This is a genomic window from Tychonema sp. LEGE 07196 (genome assembly GCF_963890365.1).
Classification (GTDB): Bacteria; Cyanobacteriota; Cyanobacteriia; order Cyanobacteriales; family Microcoleaceae; genus Microcoleus.
This window is the reverse complement of the sequence record NZ_CAWPRX010000054.1, coordinates 1-16,941: the sequence shown is the minus strand read 5'-3', so window position 1 is coordinate 16,941 and position 16,941 is coordinate 1. Positions and strand designations below refer to the sequence as shown.

Annotated in this window: 17 protein-coding genes; 9 read left to right on the top strand and 8 right to left on the bottom strand. The window is 45.2% G+C overall.

All coding sequences use genetic code 11. The annotated features are described in order from the left end of the window. Window positions 1-47 precede the first annotated feature (47 nt). From coaD to AACV78_RS06970, 6 genes are all read left to right on the top strand, one after another. The gene (gene coaD, locus AACV78_RS06995) at window positions 48-626 is read left to right on the top strand and encodes a pantetheine-phosphate adenylyltransferase (RefSeq protein ID WP_194012120.1); all 579 of its coding nucleotides are present in this window, start codon (window positions 48-50) and stop codon (window positions 624-626) included. Further along, on the top strand, window positions 509-1,195 hold the full coding sequence (locus AACV78_RS06990; RefSeq protein ID WP_194012119.1) for an ATP synthase subunit B family protein: 687 nt from the start codon (window positions 509-511) through the stop codon (window positions 1,193-1,195). Before coaD ends, AACV78_RS06990 begins: the two co-directional genes overlap by 118 nt. A 339-nt stretch (window positions 1,196-1,534) precedes the next feature. After that, a complete protein-coding gene (locus AACV78_RS06985; protein ID WP_255513019.1) occupies window positions 1,535-1,828 on the top strand; it encodes an acyltransferase family protein in 294 nt (97 codons plus the stop codon). Further along, on the top strand, window positions 1,794-2,588 hold the full coding sequence (locus AACV78_RS06980) for an acyltransferase family protein (RefSeq protein ID WP_339383509.1): 795 nt from the start codon (window positions 1,794-1,796) through the stop codon (window positions 2,586-2,588). Before AACV78_RS06985 ends, AACV78_RS06980 begins: the two co-directional genes overlap by 35 nt. Before the next feature lie 551 nt (window positions 2,589-3,139). After that, entirely contained in the window at window positions 3,140-3,946 is an 807-nt protein-coding gene (gene surE, locus AACV78_RS06975; RefSeq protein ID WP_194012118.1) for a 5'/3'-nucleotidase SurE, read from the top strand. Between the two features lie 126 nt (window positions 3,947-4,072). Beyond that, window positions 4,073-4,471 (top strand): hypothetical protein, encoded by a 399-nt coding sequence (locus tag AACV78_RS06970; protein WP_194012117.1) that lies wholly within the window; start codon window positions 4,073-4,075, stop codon window positions 4,469-4,471. Window positions 4,472-4,623: 152 nt separating this feature from the next. On the opposite strand, the gene AACV78_RS06965 is transcribed toward AACV78_RS06970, so the two are convergent. The 3 genes from AACV78_RS06965 to AACV78_RS06955 all read right to left on the bottom strand — a co-directional run bounded on the left by AACV78_RS06965 (window position 4,624) and on the right by AACV78_RS06955 (window position 6,946). Next, entirely contained in the window at window positions 4,624-4,830 is a 207-nt protein-coding gene (locus AACV78_RS06965; RefSeq protein ID WP_194012116.1) for a hypothetical protein, read from the bottom strand. Window positions 4,831-4,971: 141 nt separating this feature from the next. Further along, window positions 4,972-6,198, bottom strand: coding sequence for an LL-diaminopimelate aminotransferase (locus tag AACV78_RS06960; protein ID WP_194012115.1), 1,227 nt, complete (start codon window positions 6,196-6,198; stop codon window positions 4,972-4,974). A gap of 424 nt (window positions 6,199-6,622) precedes the next feature. Then, window positions 6,623-6,946 (bottom strand): thioredoxin family protein, encoded by a 324-nt coding sequence (locus AACV78_RS06955; protein WP_194012114.1) that lies wholly within the window; start codon window positions 6,944-6,946, stop codon window positions 6,623-6,625. Window positions 6,947-7,088: 142 nt separating this feature from the next. Between AACV78_RS06955 and AACV78_RS06950 the strand changes: the two genes are divergently transcribed. Then, window positions 7,089-7,832, top strand: coding sequence for a lipoate--protein ligase family protein (locus tag AACV78_RS06950; RefSeq protein WP_194012113.1), 744 nt, complete (start codon window positions 7,089-7,091; stop codon window positions 7,830-7,832). Between the two features lie 465 nt (window positions 7,833-8,297). Here AACV78_RS06950 and AACV78_RS06945 read toward each other — a convergent pair whose 3' ends face one another. Then, complete coding sequence (locus tag AACV78_RS06945; RefSeq protein ID WP_194012112.1) at window positions 8,298-9,557, bottom strand: esterase-like activity of phytase family protein; 1,260 nt, start codon at window positions 9,555-9,557, stop codon at window positions 8,298-8,300. A 21-nt stretch (window positions 9,558-9,578) separates the two neighbouring features. On the opposite strand from AACV78_RS06945, the gene AACV78_RS06940 reads away from it, so the two are divergent. Beyond that, a complete protein-coding gene (locus tag AACV78_RS06940; protein ID WP_194012111.1) occupies window positions 9,579-10,913 on the top strand; it encodes a tetratricopeptide repeat protein in 1,335 nt (444 codons plus the stop codon). A 65-nt stretch (window positions 10,914-10,978) separates the two neighbouring features. Here AACV78_RS06940 and AACV78_RS06935 read toward each other — a convergent pair whose 3' ends face one another. Beyond that, window positions 10,979-11,536, bottom strand: a complete 558-nt coding sequence (locus AACV78_RS06935) for a GNAT family N-acetyltransferase (RefSeq protein WP_194012110.1) — start codon at window positions 11,534-11,536, stop codon at window positions 10,979-10,981. Between the two features lie 199 nt (window positions 11,537-11,735). Between AACV78_RS06935 and AACV78_RS06930 the strand changes: the two genes are divergently transcribed. After that, window positions 11,736-13,760 (top strand): ABC transporter ATP-binding protein, encoded by a 2,025-nt coding sequence (locus AACV78_RS06930; protein WP_194012109.1) that lies wholly within the window; start codon window positions 11,736-11,738, stop codon window positions 13,758-13,760. Window positions 13,761-13,898: 138 nt separating this feature from the next. Here the strand turns inward: AACV78_RS06930 and AACV78_RS06925 are convergent, their stop codons facing one another. The 3 genes from AACV78_RS06925 to AACV78_RS06915 all read right to left on the bottom strand — a co-directional run bounded on the left by AACV78_RS06925 (window position 13,899) and on the right by AACV78_RS06915 (window position 16,620). After that, on the bottom strand, window positions 13,899-14,117 hold the full coding sequence (locus AACV78_RS06925) for a hypothetical protein (RefSeq protein WP_194012108.1): 219 nt from the start codon (window positions 14,115-14,117) through the stop codon (window positions 13,899-13,901). A 129-nt stretch (window positions 14,118-14,246) separates the two neighbouring features. Beyond that, a complete protein-coding gene (locus tag AACV78_RS06920; RefSeq protein ID WP_194012107.1) occupies window positions 14,247-15,464 on the bottom strand; it encodes a DNA double-strand break repair nuclease NurA in 1,218 nt (405 codons plus the stop codon). A 361-nt stretch (window positions 15,465-15,825) separates the two neighbouring features. Beyond that, on the bottom strand, window positions 15,826-16,620 hold the full coding sequence (locus tag AACV78_RS06915) for an HAD family hydrolase (protein WP_194012106.1): 795 nt from the start codon (window positions 16,618-16,620) through the stop codon (window positions 15,826-15,828). Window positions 16,621-16,941 lie beyond the last annotated feature (321 nt).

Here is a 16,941-nt window from a genome sequence, read left to right as displayed (position 1 = left end):
CCTCTCCCCCTCTCCCACTCCCTCACTCTCCCCGTTGGGCCCAACTCGTGATTGCAATCTATCCAGGCAGTTTTGACCCCATTACCTTTGGTCACGCAGACATTATCGAGCGGGGCTGCAAATTGTTCGATCGGGTAATTGTTACCGTAGTCAAAAACCCCAGCAAAACCCCTCTGTTCACCGTAGAGCAGCGGATCGAGCAGATCCGGTGCTGTACCCAACACTTGTCAAACGTAGAAGTAGACAGTTTTGAGGGTTTGACAGTAAACTATGCTAAGATTCGACAAGCCAAAGTGCTGCTGCGGGGGCTCCGGGTATTAACAGATTTTGAAATGGAACTCCAGATGGCCCACACCAATAAAACCCTTCTGGGCGAAATTGAAACAGTTTTTTTGGCAACTTCTAACGAGTACAGCTTTTTAAGTAGTAGTGTAGTTAAAGAAATCGCCAAGTTTGGTGGCTCCGTAGATCATCTTGTTCCGAAACACGTCGCCCTAGATATTTACAAATGTTACGCCAGCAGGAACCAAATCGCATCGAATCCGATATTACCGCCGGCAGCGCTGAGAATGAATCACCTCAGAACACAGCCGCTTTCGGAGAACCCACCCGAACCCCAGGAGTAGACATCCAGCGGGAATTGAACCGGCTTGAGGAAATTGTTCTCGACAGTCCGCGCATTCCTCTGACCAGACGCACTCTGGTGGATGAAGAGCAGTTGCTCGATCAGCTAGATTTGGTGAGACTAAATTTGCCGATCGCCTTTGGGGAAGCCGAGATAATCATTCGGCACAAGGACGAACTGCTCGAAGAAGCCCAAATCTACGCTCAGGAAGTGATAGAAGCAGCAGAACAGCGAGCCGCAGAACTTTTAAACGATATGGGCCTGATCCAGCAGGCGAAGATCGAAGCCGATCAGTTGCGACAGCAAGTTTTGCTCGACTGCGAGGCAATTCAGCAGGCGACGCTGGCGGAAGTCGAACAAATTCGCTACCAGGCTCAAGAGGAACTGGAAGAAATGAGAGTTAGGGCGATGGCTGAATGCGAGGAAATTCAAAACGGCGCGGACGATTATGCTGACCAAGTGCTAGATAATATCGAGCACAAGCTCAGCGATATGCTGCGCGTGATCCGCAACGGGCGCGATCGGTTGGATAATGTTTCTGCGTCGCACATCCATCACAACAACGGTTAGCTAACTGTTTTTGACGAAACGGCGACTTAGGGGTAATTTTTTGAATTTGTAGGCGATCGTCCCAGTGGTAGAACAACGCTATTGCCCTTTCCGGCAGACTTGGCGCAAAATCGGGCGATCGAGTTATAGAGAAACGGCACCGTCGAGTGTCAGACTCCCCACTTTGTGAATGTGAAAAATTTAATCATTGTTATCAGATTGAGGATTGTAGCAAGATTTTTTTGAATTGGTATAAGTTTTGTGAATATAGGAGCAAAAATAATATTTTATGCTAGATTTAAAGCCCGTAAGACAGAAAATTTTTGATTTGACCCTAATTTGTGGCATCTACTTTTTACCATGCAGAAAGCTTCTAATCGGTTCGCTGAATTTGATTTAATCCGAGCTTTAGCGATCGTCGGTGTTGTGATTATTCATGCTGGATTCTCGGCATTTCGCGATGACCGAATACTGTTTATCGCGATCGACACATTGCAACTGTTCTGCGTACCTGCATTTTTACTGCTGAGCGGTTTTTTCCTCACCAACAAAACCGACAATCAAAATAATCCCGCACAGATATTCAAAAAAAGACTGTCAAGAATTATGTCTCCCTATTTTGTTTTGGTCAGTAGCTTTGTATATCTTAAATAGTTGGGGATCGCTCCCAAAAAGTGATTTATTGTCATTGTTCAGAGATATCTTGATAGGTTCAGTAATACCTCCCTATTATTTCATCATTGTAATTGTTCAATGCTACGGTTGGTGGTGGCTCCTAGTAAACTTAAAAATTTTAGAACCCCGAAAAGTTTTAATCTTGGGTTTAACAATTCAAACAATTTTTACCATATTTTTTTACCTGGCAGTTTTCAAATACATATCAATACCTCTACCTTTGATGGAGCGCTGGATTTTTAGTTGGATTTGGCCATTTTCTGCAGGTCTATTTTTGGGTTCAACCTATGACAAAATCAAACCCGTTCTAGAACGCAGAAAAATGCAAATTTTAGGAGCAACTATCCTATTTTATCTAGCAAGCATTTGGGAATATTACCTGCTCGGCGAAGTTAATGCGGAGGAATGGTTTCTGCGATCGTTTTTTAAAATATCTGCTCAAGGATACGCAATTTTATTCGTCTTGTCAGTCCTGGCATTTTCTAAAAGGCTCGCATTTCCCGATAAAGTATCTGGGTCTGTCAAAATATTAGCTGCTTATTCATTCTCTATATATCTGCTAGATTCGACAGTCGTGCAATATGTGTTGTTAGTGTTTTATAAATTTATTGAACCCGTACATCCGCTGCTGAAACTCGGCTTTTTAGTTACCGGGACGTTGTTGGCTTGTTTGGCGATTATTTACATCTTGCAGAAAGTTTTGCCCAAAAAATACAGCCAGTACATTCTGGGAATTTAAGCAGATTTTGTAGTCAGCGGGTAGTCTTGCATATAGCGGTTCGATCGCGTGGTGAGGATAGCCCACGGCGGCCTATGCCTTATGCCCACGGCGGCCTATGCCCCATGCCCACGGCGGCCTATGCCCTATCCCGGATAGTATCTCATAGGAGATCTCGAAAGGCTATAGCCTTTCTCACAAAGGTGAGAAGTCAGTGGATTTTAGATTTTAGATTTTAGATTGAGGGATTCGGGGATTGAGGAATTGAGGAATTGAGGGATCGATAGATACCTCATCGAGAGTGAGAACAGCTATATCTCCTTGCACCCTCGGTATCCGTTTGGCAAGGGTGGCAAAAACCGGAGTGTTTACCTGCAACCAGCAGCGCTGGCGAGTTCGCCTTGATGCGGCTCTTACTTCTAGGTGAATCAGAAAGATTTGAATACTTTTTCGACTCTGTTTTTGTTTGAGTCCGGTTAAACCATTGTCTGCAGAATTGAGGTTTCAAAGTCGAGCGATCGCCCTAGTTGAATCTAGTTTAAGATTATTCTCAGGCCTGTAAAAAAATTTCAATGAAACTTTTAATTAGCAACGACGACGGCATCTTTGCCCAAGGCATCCGCAGCCTCGCCAACGCTCTCGCCACCGCAGGCCACGACGTGAGCGTAGTTTGTCCCGACAGAGAGCGCTCCGCTACGGGCCACGGCCTCACCATGCACCAACCCATCCGCGCCGAAATTATCGAATCTGTTTTTGATCCCGCCATCAAAGCTTGGGCTTGTTCGGGCACTCCCGCCGACTGCGTGAAATTAGGTTTGTGGGCTTTACTTGAGCAACCGCCGGATTTTGTGCTTTCCGGGATCAACCACGGGCCGAATTTAGGTACGGACATCATCTGTTCTGGCACGGTTTCGGCAGCAATGGAAGGAATCATGGAAGGCATTCCCAGCATTGCTTTCAGCCTCGCCAGCTATACTTCGCAGGAATTTGGGCCGGCGGTGGATTTTGCTGTCACCTTGCTGGGACAGTTGGAAAAACAGCCAATGGCTAAACCGACGCTGTTGAATGTCAACATACCAGCGGTGACACAAGCAGAAATTACCGGAGTGGCGATCGCCCGTCAAGGCATTCGCCGCTATTTCGACATATTTCAAAAGCGCACAGATCCGCGCGGCAAAACTTATTATTGGCTGGCTGGGGAATTGTTAGAAGATGTAGAAGAAAGCGCCGATCCGTCGGTGGCTCATGCTATTCCTACAGACGTACAAGCTATCCGCGACAACAGAATAACCGTGACTCCGCTGCAATACAATCTCACCTGCCATCCCGACTTGCACTCGTTGCGCGATTGGCAATTTGAAGGTTTTTTCGAGCAGTGAGATCCGATCGACCAGATCGCGGCTGTAAACTAGGAATTAAGGATAAAGTGCCTGTAAAGGTTTATGCCTTTGGCGTTACACAAGCTCTCAATTGGTTGTTAGTTTTTTTACTCCAGAAAAACAGTTATGAACGCTCCCACCTATAACACCCATTCTGTCACTTGCCCGATTTGCAACCGTTCCAGCGTCCTCGGCCCCGTTGGAATGGTCAGCGGACTGTTCACTTGTCCCCACTGCCATTCCCACATGGTAATTAGCAGGAGCGGTCATTTTGTGCGCGATCCTTTTAGTCTCAAACAAATGACAGTAGGAAAAATGCTCAGGCGTCAGAGCCGGCCCCTAGCTCGCCTCCAGCGAGACTTTGGGTTCGGCAAGCATTTTCCGCTGCTGGCAATTTTGGGAAGCGTGGTATTTTTGGGATGCGCGATCGCAGCTACGGAACAATCGCTGCCCAGACAAAATTCATTTCAAGGATTTTTAGAGTGGGTAAGCGGAACTGACAATTCCCAAGATGTCTCGCGTTAACATTTCTAAAAATAGATTTTCACATATCTTGTATGAAAATATCTATTCCTTTAGGTAGAAATAACGATAGAAGACTTGCGGATTTCGAGTCGCAACCGGGTTTTTGATGGTTGTGGCGGGCTATAACCTGTGTATTTTGTAAAAAACCCGGTTTACGATCGCCCTTGCGTAAGTGCTAGTAGTGGGAAATTATACCAATTTTCAAAAGTAGCCATACTTTTAAGAATTGGTATTAAATTCAAAAAAGCCGATCGCAAAACCGCAGATGTAATATCAATTCCGGTTGCACTCCTGTTGACTGTTGACTGTTGACTGTTGACTGTTGACTGTTGACTGTTAAGAGGGCGGGCCCGCACCATCCACCGCCCCTACTGACTGTTGACTGTTGACTGTTGACTCGATTTTATTATTCCGATGCAACCGGAAACGATATAAGGCAGATCAATGCCGATAAACGCAGATTATTTGCCCAAAACAGAGCGATTGAATGCAGCGCAACTCTAATTGAGAAATTCCGCAATTTTGCTCGCTGCAACTGTTAAAATTTCTGGCGGCTCGACTAAGGCAAATCGCACGTAGCCTTCTCCTGATTTCCCGAAACCGGCACCGGGGGAAGCTGCGACTCCTGTACTCTCTACTAGCTGAGTGCAAAATTTGATGGAATCAGATGTCCAAGGTTGGGGCAGTTTCGCCCAGACGTACATGGTGGCGGGGGGTACGGGTACTTCCCAGCCGATGTTTTGTAGGGCGCTGACAAAGCTATCCCGCCGTTTTTTGAAGGTTTCTACACTGCTTCTGACGGTATCTTGAGGGCCTGTTAATGCGGAGACCGCTCCGTTCAAAATTCCTAAATATTGGTTGAAGTCTACTGCGGCTTTGATCTGTCGCAGGGCTGCAATTAGCTCGGAGTTGCCGATCGCGTATCCGACTCGAAAACCCCCCATGCTGTAGGATTTAGATAGTGTAAAAAACTCGATCGCCACACTCTTATCTCGATCGGCTTGAAAAATTGACGGTGCCATCAATTTACGCTTTTTCTCGATATCCTCCGAGGCCGCGCGCGCACCATCCACCGCCCCTGCAGCATCGTCAAACACCAAATCCACATAGGGGAAATCGTGTACTAAAACCAGATCGTGTTGGCGACAAAAAGCCACGGCTTTCTCAAAAAAAGCCAGCGGGGCGATCGCAGTTGTAGGATTGTGAGGATAGCTCAAAACCATCATCTTCGACTGAGCCAGCACGGGCATCGGAATATCTTCAAAAACCGGCAAAAACTGATTTTCTGCTAATATTGGCATCGGATAAATTTGACCGCCCGCCAAATGCACGCCGCCCGCGTGGGAAGGATAACCCGGATCGAGCAGCAAAGCAAAATCTCCGGGGTTGAGTACAGCTAAAGGCATATGCGCCGTGCCTTCTTGCGAACCAATTAACGGCAGCACTTCTGTTTCTGGATTGACTGAAATCCCAAATTTTTGTTCGTACCAGCAAGCTGCTGCTTCCCGGAAAGTTCGCGTCCCGTTAAACAGCAAATAACCGTGAGTTTTCGAGTCAGACAAAGAATGGGCGATCGCATCTGTAATATGAGCCGCCGCAGGCAAATCGGAAGAACCCAGAGACAAATCTATCACCTTTTCCCCCCCTGCTTTAGCGAGAGACTTTGCCCGATCCATATCGGCAAATACATTAAATTGCAGGGATTCTAAACGTTTGGCAAATTGCATATTTTTTGTGTATTTTTGAGACGTTAATGATTGTTTTAGCACCTACGCATTGAAACAAAATAAACAGAACATTTCCGGCTTTGTAAAAAGCATTTTTGCTTGTCACCAGGAAGAGTTTGCTCGTTACCAGGCTCTGCCTAATAATGCAAATTCGGAGGCTCTGCCTCTGTTTACCTCGCCGCTTCGGGAGAGAGAAATGTGGCAGATGTTTAAATTATAAGAGTTGACTTCCTGATTTTAAATTGCTAATAACTCAGGCTTTTAATTTGTTTGCCAGAGCATCTTTTTAAATTTAACCGCAGAGAACGCAGAGGGGGCAGAGCAAGATAAAAAGAGCGACAAGCAAAGAGAGATTTTTATCAAGTTTTAGGAATTTAAATGGTTGTGAATTGGGAGTTGAAAACTCCCGAATCACTTCACATTTTTATAAGTGACCTTCGAGCAAACCGATCAGAGTTTGTTTAGTAATAGCTCCCTCATGGGAAAGCACTACTTCGCCATTTTTAAACAATCTAAGTGCTGGGACTCCTTCAACTTTATACTGTTTAACAGTATTAGGATTGGGGTCAATTTCCATCTTAACCACTTTCAGGTTGCTGTAGTTTGCCGCTACCCAGTCTATCGAAGGCGCGATCAGTTTGCAAGGCCCGCACCAACTCGCCCAAAAATAGGCAAGCACTGGTTGCTCTCCTTTCAGCACTTCTGTTTCAAACTTTTCGTCGTTAATGACAATTACACTGTTGCTCATGGTTCTGCGATTAATTTTGCTATTTATTTCTCAAGCACCTACGGGCTTGAAACTTGCACCAACTTTGAAGACAGGCCCAAAAACTGTTATTAAGTTTAAAACATTCTGCGAATATTGACTATAAACTCAGGAGCAGACACTGATGGTTAATTCTGTTTGGCGTTTAATTCCGCTGCTGTCAGCGTCTGGGAGGTTGCAGATGGCGATCGACAAATGGCTGCTGCAACAGCATCTAGCCCAGAAACATCCGCCAACTCTGCGATTTTACACTTGGCAACCAGCGGCGATTTCCTTGGGCTACCACCAGCAGCGCTGGCCGGAGTTTTGGGAGCAGCTATCTTGGCAGGGAATGCCTGTAGAATTGGTGAGGAGGCCTAGCGGCGGGCGCGCCGTGCTCCACCAAGGAGATTTAACTTATGCAGTGGTAGCGTCAGGATTTGGAAGCAGTCGCCTGAAAGCTTATCAGACTATTTGCGAGTTTTTAATTGAGGGTTGGAGGGCGATGGGTTTAGACTTGCACTACGGGGAAGCTAAACGGGGTTACATTCACAATCCGAATTGTTTTGGTACTGCGACGGGTGCTGATTTAGTTACGGCTGATGGTTGCAAGTTAATTGGTAGCGCGCAACTGCGCCGGGGCGATGCTATTTTGCAGCACGGTTCGATGCGTTTGCAACCGGATGTTAGTTTGTTCGATCGAGTTTTTGACGAAAAATTAATTCCTGTGAAATTACCTCTATCTGAAGGAGGAGATGATTTGATTGCAACTGTAATAGATGTTTTGAGTGCGGCGGCTTGTCGCTGTTTTGAGATTGATTTGGAAGTACAGCCGCTTTCGGAGGAGGAATGGCAGGATATTTGGGAAACAAGTAACAAGCTATTGTAAATTTAACTTTTGCGAACAGCCAAGACGGCCGTTATACAAGAGATTTCTTGTATAAATATTCGCTCCTGGAAGAGCGAGAAAGAGCGGCCTGTTAGCAGTTAAATTGTCTGTCAAAAAACAATCCAAATTTTGTGCGTTAAGCCCCCAAGCCCGCCCTGGATATACAATATAGCCTTTCTCAGTAACATTAGGTGCTAGGAGTTGGCATAGGGCATTGGGCATAGGGCATTGGGCATACCTCACAAAGGTTGAGAACCGCTATAGAACTATTACAAAAGTCCTTTTCATCCAGAGTTCTAATTTAAATGCGCGGCAGCTTGTACGCAGATAATTTCCAGATTGTTGATGAATTCTGAAAAAAATCTCTTTTTTTGCGTAACACTTGTTACACCTGCGATTGCTTTGCTTCCGAGCACTTCACTTCCAATGACGAGACGCTTGACAGTTCAGTACAGTATTTACAATCTAATTTTTCTTTTTTAAGCTCAACAAAATAAATTGAGTTTTCTCTGCTTCATCAAAATTGTCATCGCTGACTAAAACAACACTTTGACTGCCGTCTGGCAACTGCGGCCCGAGAGTCATTCCCTCTAAATTGTACAGCGGAATTCCCAGTTCGCTCAAGTCGAGCAGCAACTTTTTCCTCACAGGCTCGACCATTGCCATGCTTCCTTTAAAACTCTTGATTCTCGAAGTGTCTGTCGCCGCTCCAGCCGCTACTTGATAAATTCTAGCGCTGTATCCCGACAGCCCAAAAGAACGTTCTAAACTCAGAAATTGACCGCCGCCAACAGTTACTAATTCTGTTAAATTGTTCAACAAACTCATGGGAACTTGGTCTAGCTGGTAAAGATTTTCTGAGACTAATTGCGGCGTTTTATCGACGATGATATAATGTAAGATGCGTATTTTGCTTGCTTGTTCCGGGTCTGCATCTTGCATTAATGGCGCTGCCGTCGCTGCGAACAAGCGAAATGGATCGAGACCTCCCGGACTAAAGGTTTCTGGGTCGATGCTTAAAGATTCAAAACCTGAATTGTCCAGCACTCCTTGCTGCTGTTCTTCATCGCTGGCATCGGGAATGTAGCGGTTGGGAATAGGTAAATTACCCCGCAATTTCCCGGTTGTGAGGTCAAATTCGCCGACAAAAGGAGGGATGTTAGCATGAGTAAAGCCTCCGCTAGCGACAAATACTGAATTGCGGGGAGAAAGGGCGATGCCTTCGGGATTTATGGAACCCCAAGCAAAGGTTTCACCGTCTGTTTTTTTGAGGGAGGTAACGCTTTCAACGGCAACTTTTTTCAGGCGAATATTTGCTGGATCGCTGGAGGCGAGATCGAGTCGGAGACTGTAAAATCTGGCTTCTCCGTTTTCGCTCTTGTCGTCGGAAAGAGCGTAAAATCGATAAGCTTTGGAAGTCACGCCACTAATACCTTTTGGATCGTAGGTAATTCCTGACAAGCCGCCGACTGGTGTTCCTTCAAAATTCATTTTTGGCAATTGATACTCTCCCAAAAATTCCAGGGACATTTCAGGAAAAGAGCGGTCTTTAGCAACTGCAGGAGGCGCGCAAGCGGTGCATATGGTTAACAGAATTAGGGTTAAACTGAATAAGCGCAAAATCCGATCGCCCAACGCCTTAAAATCCCAATAATTGCTCAGTATGCTAAATTTTATTTTCTTGCTCTTGTTGAACAGTTTGCTTTTGTGCCATCTTTGTGACATAATTTATACCATTTTGTAGATATGCAAAATTTGATGTTTCCAGCAGGGATGCCGAATCGCGGCAGTCATATTTCTTTTATGAGAAATTCTGTACCAATTGGGTGCTTGCTTTTTTTGTGGCTGTGTGCTGGTTCTATTGCTAGCGCCCAAACTAATCCACCGGGCCTCGATCAATTTTCTCCTAATCCTCTAGAAATTACCACCCCCGATCCGCTAGCTCCCGCCAGTGAGCCTTTGAGCAGCAGTCAGCGGGACGAACTGACAGCGGCTTTGGAGGAGTTAAACTTAGAAGCAGCGGCTAAACTACAAGCTGGAGATGGGGCTGGTGCTTTTGATATTTGGTTCCGAGAATTGCGGCTGCGTAGGTATCTCGGCCCGGCGGCGGAAATTGCTGCTTTGAGTCGGGTGGGAAGTGTTGCTTGGAGTAGCAGTAAAAACCTCGAACTACAGTTGATTACTAAACGGCTCGAAGCAATTTACAAACAAGTGAAATCGCAAGTACCGATCGATCTTGATTTGCTCCAGGCTTTGGCTGCGGCTTTTCAGCAGGTGCGGGCTAAGGGCCCGACTGTAGAAGTTTACCAACAAATTCTCGAAAATGCGCGCCAAAACCAAGATATATTGGCTCAAGGTCAGATTTTGAAGGCTCTCGGGCTAATTCACATCAATTGGTTGAGTTACGAGAAAGCGGCTCCGGTGTATGAGGAATTGGCAAGTTTAATTCAGGAAAACCGCGCTTTATTTGCGGCTAATGCTGCGGTGTCAAATTCTGTTTTGTCGGCGGGAAACGGCGCGCCGCCACAGCCTGTAACTGCTCCAACTGAGGTGGATGCTTTGAGACAGTTGGCCTACGTTTACCAGCAGTCGAAACAGCCCCTAAAGGCGATCGCAGCCCGGGAAAAATTAGCATCTGTGTATCTTAACTTACAAAATCCCAGCGCTATACCGCCGCTAAAAATTGCGATCGCCACCGATTACCAAACCATAGGTCAAATCAACTTAGCAGCTCAATACTATCAGGAAGCTTACAATTTAGCCGTCCCCCTTCAACAGTACGCTCAGGCTAGCGAAGCTTTAGACAAATTAGCATTGCTTTACCGAGCGCAAAAGCAGTGGGAGCCGACTTTGCGGATTTATCAAATGCAGTTGCTGCTGGAAGAGCGGGCTTACAATTTCTATGGATTGATGAATGCTTACGACAATATCGGTCAAGTTTATCAAGAGATGAAGGCTTACGATAAAGCTTTGGAATCCTATCAAAAAGGGTTGGATGTAGCTAAAAGATTGGGACACCGAAAAGAGTATTTTGCTAAGAAGATTCTCAAGGTTAACAAGCAATTGCAAAAAACTTCGTAGCAGCAGGCAACAATTACAAATTGTGATGTGAGTAATGTAAATGCAGTAAGGTGTGCAATGCACACCTACACAACTACTTTTGACTTGTAGGTTTCTCGCGAGATAGAGTAATATACTCGATCGCGATCGCCATCGTCAAAGTTATGCTGGTATTTCATCCCCACTTTTTCCATTACCCGCCGCGAGGATCTGTTTTCGGTATCTGCAATAGCGACAATTTTTTCTCTTTTCAATACTTCAAATCCGTAATTGATGCTGGCCGCTGCAACTTCCGCAGCTAAACCTTTCCCCCAATACGCTTTTGCTAAGACGTAACCGACTTCTACTTCAGATGTTTTGCCTAAGAAGCGAAGTCCCCCGTCGCCGATCAATTGGTTATTTTCTTTATTGACAACAGCCCACAAACCGAAAGCGTGTTTTTCCCAATCTGCGATTATCCCAAATAAATCTGCTGCTGTTTCTTCTCTATTTCTGACGCCTTCACTCAGGTACTTCATCACTTCTGAATCGCTGTAGATGCGGTAAAGCTCATCTAAGTCGTCTGGCGTAAATTGTCTCAGATACAATCTAGGTGTTTCTATATGTCGGGAGAAATAATTTTCTGTAGGTAGAGAAGATTCCATAATTTAACTGACTGCATTTGCTACAATTATTACTTGGATATATTTTACACTCTTTCTGCTCAAAGACTGAGTGAACTTCGAGGAAGCGCTCGCCCTATAAGCTGCGGAGCAAAAAAGCTCAGTATCCCCAGCAAAAGCCCCCAAATTTAGCAGAATCGCTTCTGCCATCTAAAATCTAAAATCTAAAATCTAAAATCGAATGACCATTTCCTCACCAGTAGCAGATACCAAAAACAAATCCGGCCAGGAAACAGACTGGCGGTTATTCATGAGGTTGGCATCTTACGCAACCCGCAGCAAACGCTTGCTGATTATTTCGATCGCACTATTAGTACCGCTAGCAGTCTCAGGAGCAATTCAACCGATTCTGATCGGACAGGCAATTTCGGTAATTCGAGCGGAACCTACCTATGAATTTTTGCGGGGATTGCCTTTATCTACTGCATTAAACGTGTTAGCAGTTTTGCTGATGCTAACTATAACATTTAGATTGGGACTGCAATCAGTTCAAGGCTATTTAGTCACGAAAGTAGGGCAAATAATTACAACTGATATTAGAAATGATTTGTTCGCCCACGTCACATCGCTAGCAGTGAGATTTTTCGATCGCACTCCTGTCGGTAAATTGATGACGCGCCTTACCAGCGATGTCGAAGCTTTGGGAGAAGTATTTTCGAGCGGGGCGATCGGGATTGTTAGCGATTTATTTTCAATTTTAGTAATTGCCATTTTCATGTTTACCATGCAGTGGCAACTAGCTTTAATGTTGGTGACAATCATGATACCAATTACTGCACTAATCGTTTATTTTCAAAACCAATATCGCCGCGCAAATTACACTACCAGAGAAGAACTTTCCGATCTTAACGCCCAACTGCAAGAAAACCTGACTGGTATTGGCGTAGTGCAGCTATTCCGCCGCGAAAGATTCAACTCAGAATTGTTTAGAGTCACCAACAAACGCTACATCAAAGCAGTTGACACCACAATCTTTTACGACTCTGCGGTATCTGCGACATTGGAATGGATTGCTTTAGTGGCAATTGGAGCCGTTTTGTGGCTGGGCGGTGAACAAGTTCTGCAAGGTAATCTTAACTTTGGTACTCTCTCGGCATTTATTTTATTTGCTCAGCGTCTCTTCGATCCGTTGCGCCAATTTGCCGAGAAATTTACCGCGATTCAAGCAGGATTTACCGCTGTCGAACGGATTAGCGATATTCTTAACGAACCGATCGAAATTCAAGATAGAACTATCGTACAGACTGAAGAAGGAAGAGGAAAGAGGGAAGAGGGAAGAGGAAAGAGGAAAAAGGGAAGAAGGGAATATTATTCGCCGCTGTTAATTACCGGTCATCCTGAGACAATTTCCTATAACTTATCTTCAACTGAGCCAGAATTGGTAGATAATAATCCAAGTCCCAAAACTTCAGAATATCGTCTATCAATTAACAATCGACCATCGACCATCGACCATCGACCATCGAATGAATTCGCATCAGGAGAAATCCAATTTGACAATGTGTCGTTTGCCTACAAAGATAACGAATACGTCCTGCAAAACCTCAATTTTACGATCGCATCCGGCGAAAAAGTAGCATTAGTAGGCCCCACCGGTGCGGGCAAAAGTTCGATTATCCGTCTCCTGTGCCGCCTTTACGAGCCGACGCAAGGACGCATTCTAATTGATGGTGTGGATATTCGCGATTTGCCTCAAGCAGAATTGCGCCGACACGTAGGCGTGATTATTCAAGATGGCTTTCTATTTGCTGGCGATGTGAAGAGCAATATTAGCCTGGGAGAAAATTACTCTATTGAGGAAATTAAAGCAGCAGCAGAAAAGACTAATGTTGCTCGTTTAATCGAACAGTTACCTCAAGGTTATGACACGCAATTGCGGGAACGGGGAACGAATCTTTCGGGGGGACAAAAGCAATTATTAGCGTTTGCTCGTGCGGCGATTCGCAATCCCAATATTTTAGTTCTAGACGAGGCTACTGCTAGTTTGGATGTGGGGACGGAAGCTTTAATTCAAGAGGCTTTGGAGCGTTTGATGGAGGACAGAACGGCTATAATCATTGCCCACAGGCTCTCGACTATCCGAAATGTCGATCGTATTTTGGTGCTCAAACGCGGGCAGTTAGTAGAGTCTGGAACCCACGAAGAATTGTTGCAGCAAGAAGGGTTGTATGCCAGTTTGTACAAGTTGCAAATGTTGGGAAGTTAATAGAAGGAAGGCACGACACGGATTTTGACACGGATACACGGATGAATTATCGATAAGAGGGAAAATTTTCGGAATCCCCAGATACCCGGCTTCTTGAAGAAGTCGGGTATTTAAAAGAATCAAAAATCAAAAATCGGATTACTTGCCCGAAATTATTTTCCCAAGGGTTTCGGGCAGGTGAATTATATGTTGGAAAAGCTGGTTTGGGCCGATGCCAAACAATAACTGCATCGCCAGCACAATTGCTGCGAGAGAAATCGCTGTGCTGGCGCTGGCTTTCAATACTTTAAAAGCCCAATTAAATACTAGCCAAGATACAAGTAAGGAAGCAATTAAGATAATTAATTCTATTGGCATATATAACTTTTCAAGCGAAAGATGAGGTACTGTCGGGAATCGGGCATCGGGCATCGGGCCTAAAAGCATAAGGCATACCTGATCTTTCTGATAAGTGCTATAACAACATTTTTAACTCTAATTTTAAATTTAAGCAATACTGCCGCGCTTCCGGGTTTCTTTGTAAGAAATTCCGACATTTTTTAAACCTGCTTTGATCATTTGCTGTTCTAACAAAGCGAAAAAGCGAGTTCGATCGCCCCCGGTGACAACTGCTTGGTTGTGGGCTTCTGCCAGCGTCACGGGATAGCCACCGCCTTTGTGTACTTGAGCCAGCATCATTCCTAGGGTTAAATCTAGCTGTGCTGCATCTTGTGCTACCCATTCCGGCACTTCTATTCTAGCAATTTCTGTGCCGACGTGAACGTAACAAAAATAGACGGTATTCAGGCCGTATAAATCTAAAATTCGAGCTTGGGATTTCCACAAGGGGCTTCTTTGTCCGGGCGAGAGGACTGTTGCCCACAAAATGGCATCGCGCAAGGGTTCAAATACTTGACAAGGTGCTTTTTCGGCGAAAGAAATTGTGGCGGCAAATCCGACGTTCGGGCAGTTTGTCATGCAGTCTGGTACTTCGTGGGTGCAAGCTTGAAACCGCAAAAAAGATAAGGTTTCGCTACTGCGAGAAGCGCTTAAGTATCCTAATAGGGGAATTTTTGCTAAGCGCAATTTGTCCCAAGCTTCTAAAATTGGCTGCAAAATTAGATCGCGGGCTTCGCTGGGTAACTGTTCCAAAAACCAATAAATCAGGGAACCGTCTACCATTGCTAAAGCTGGCACGGGCAATTTGTTATTATTAACTTTTGCCCAATCGCAGCCCATTTCGGCCAAAGCAATTGCTTCGGAAACGGCGCGCCGGTATCCCATCCATTCTTCGGTTCTAATTCCCCACTGTCGCGAAGCATACAAGTCTTCGGGTTTGTAGAAAACCTCGGGCACGCTATCTAAAACTGGGTGGCGGCTTTGGCCGTAGTGCAGCATGACTGTGCCGATGTTTAGCAGGTAGCAGTAGGCTATTTCGTGATGGTTAGGCGATATTTGCGATCCGTCTGTAGCGAATACTGTGTGAGCGGCGGGGGGTGCGGTGATGTAGGTGCGATCGCCCAAAGGCTCGATCGGAGTTGCAGCATTGAATAAAGTGCGATCGCGCCAACTTTCTTGCAATTCCACCAAATTGTCCTGTCCCGCTGCGGCCTTTGCTAGTAAATTCTGAGCCACTTCCAAACGTTGGCGAGCCGCAGCCGCTTCCACATTCAAATGTTGGCTCATTCCGTGCATTGCCTTAGCCGCTTTAGTTAAATCTAGCATTGGTTTTAAGCCTCAGATTGCTTTTTTGCATCGGAATGTAAGTCCTTGGGAAAAGATGGACTGGCATTCCGATGCGAAGAACTTGGAAAAGAAGGACTGGCATTCCGAACGATCGAACCTATTTTATTACGCTCGTCAGAAAAAAAAATCGATTTTTTTTTTCGGTATCCTTGATTTGTTGGGAAGTTTATGTTATATTTATACTATAATGGAAATATATGACAAAATATTTTTTACGCAACCATCCCATTATATAATAATACCATAGCAGCGCCGCAAAAGTCAACCAAAAAAGTGTAAAATTTCAAATTTTTTTTGACTCTGCTCACAGAAAAAAACCTAATTGCCAACAAGTCTAACATCAATATTCGTCGGGGAGCCAATCGGCAAAATCTCCGGCAAACTGAGACAGAGAAAGCAATTGAACTGGTGGATTTTGAGCCACCGATTCCCGTTCGGCCGAAGTATTGTAACCCCAATCAGCCAAAAATAACCTCACCTGAGATAAATCCGGCTGCTGCTTCACCGATAGCAAAGTTTTTAACCGGTCTTCCACAAACCAAATAGTCGCATCTTTGCCTGAAGCTGCCAAAAATTCCCGCAAAATTTGGTGTTTCGGCTTGTTGTATTCTTTGCCAAAAATCAACTCTGACGGCATTTGTACGCCCGCTAGCTGCAAAAGTTCCTGCACAAAACGACCTTCCTTGGTAGTGACGATCGCCACTTTGACCGAACTCTCTTGCAACGAGTGCAGGATCTCGGCTACTCCCGGATAAAAGCGGTGCAAAGACAGCCACCCAGCTAAATCCTCAGCAATCCAACGATCGCGCAGTCCATCTAACATAGCGCTGACAGACTGGGCTTTTAAATTATTTTCGGTCAATAAATGCGGGACAATATTGGGCCAGTCCAGCAAGATTTGCTCTGGGGTAATTCCGGTCAGCAGCGCGCGGATCAGCAGGGGCATTTCCCAACCAGTTTCGATGGCGGGTCGCACTCGGTAAAAACTTAAAGCTAAATCAGGATCGGGGACTGTTTCGGCTGGTTTCCAAATTTGACAGTAGCTACGCCAAGCTGTTTGGAAATATTCGATTAGTCCGTCACAAATCACACCGTCAAAATCAAGAGCTAGAATTGTAGGAAATTTATTAGTCATCAGTCTGTCGATTTTAGATTTTAGATTTTAGATTGGGTGATGGTGCAATCATTTGGCAGTCATTAGTTGCTCAAGTTTTGCTTGTGAAAAGGTTGCGTAGCACAAGCTTTTGATGGAGTCTGTCAACCGCAGATTTAAGACAGATTAACGGAGATTTACGCAGATGTATTTCTACATAATTTGTGGGTGATTGCTAGAGGTTTGGTAAGCTGTTGTGCCTTTAAATTGTAGATTTCGACGATCGATCAAAAATCCTCTCCCCATCTCCCAATCTCCCTCTCTCCCCCTCTCCCAATCTCCCTCTCTCCCCCTCTCCCAATC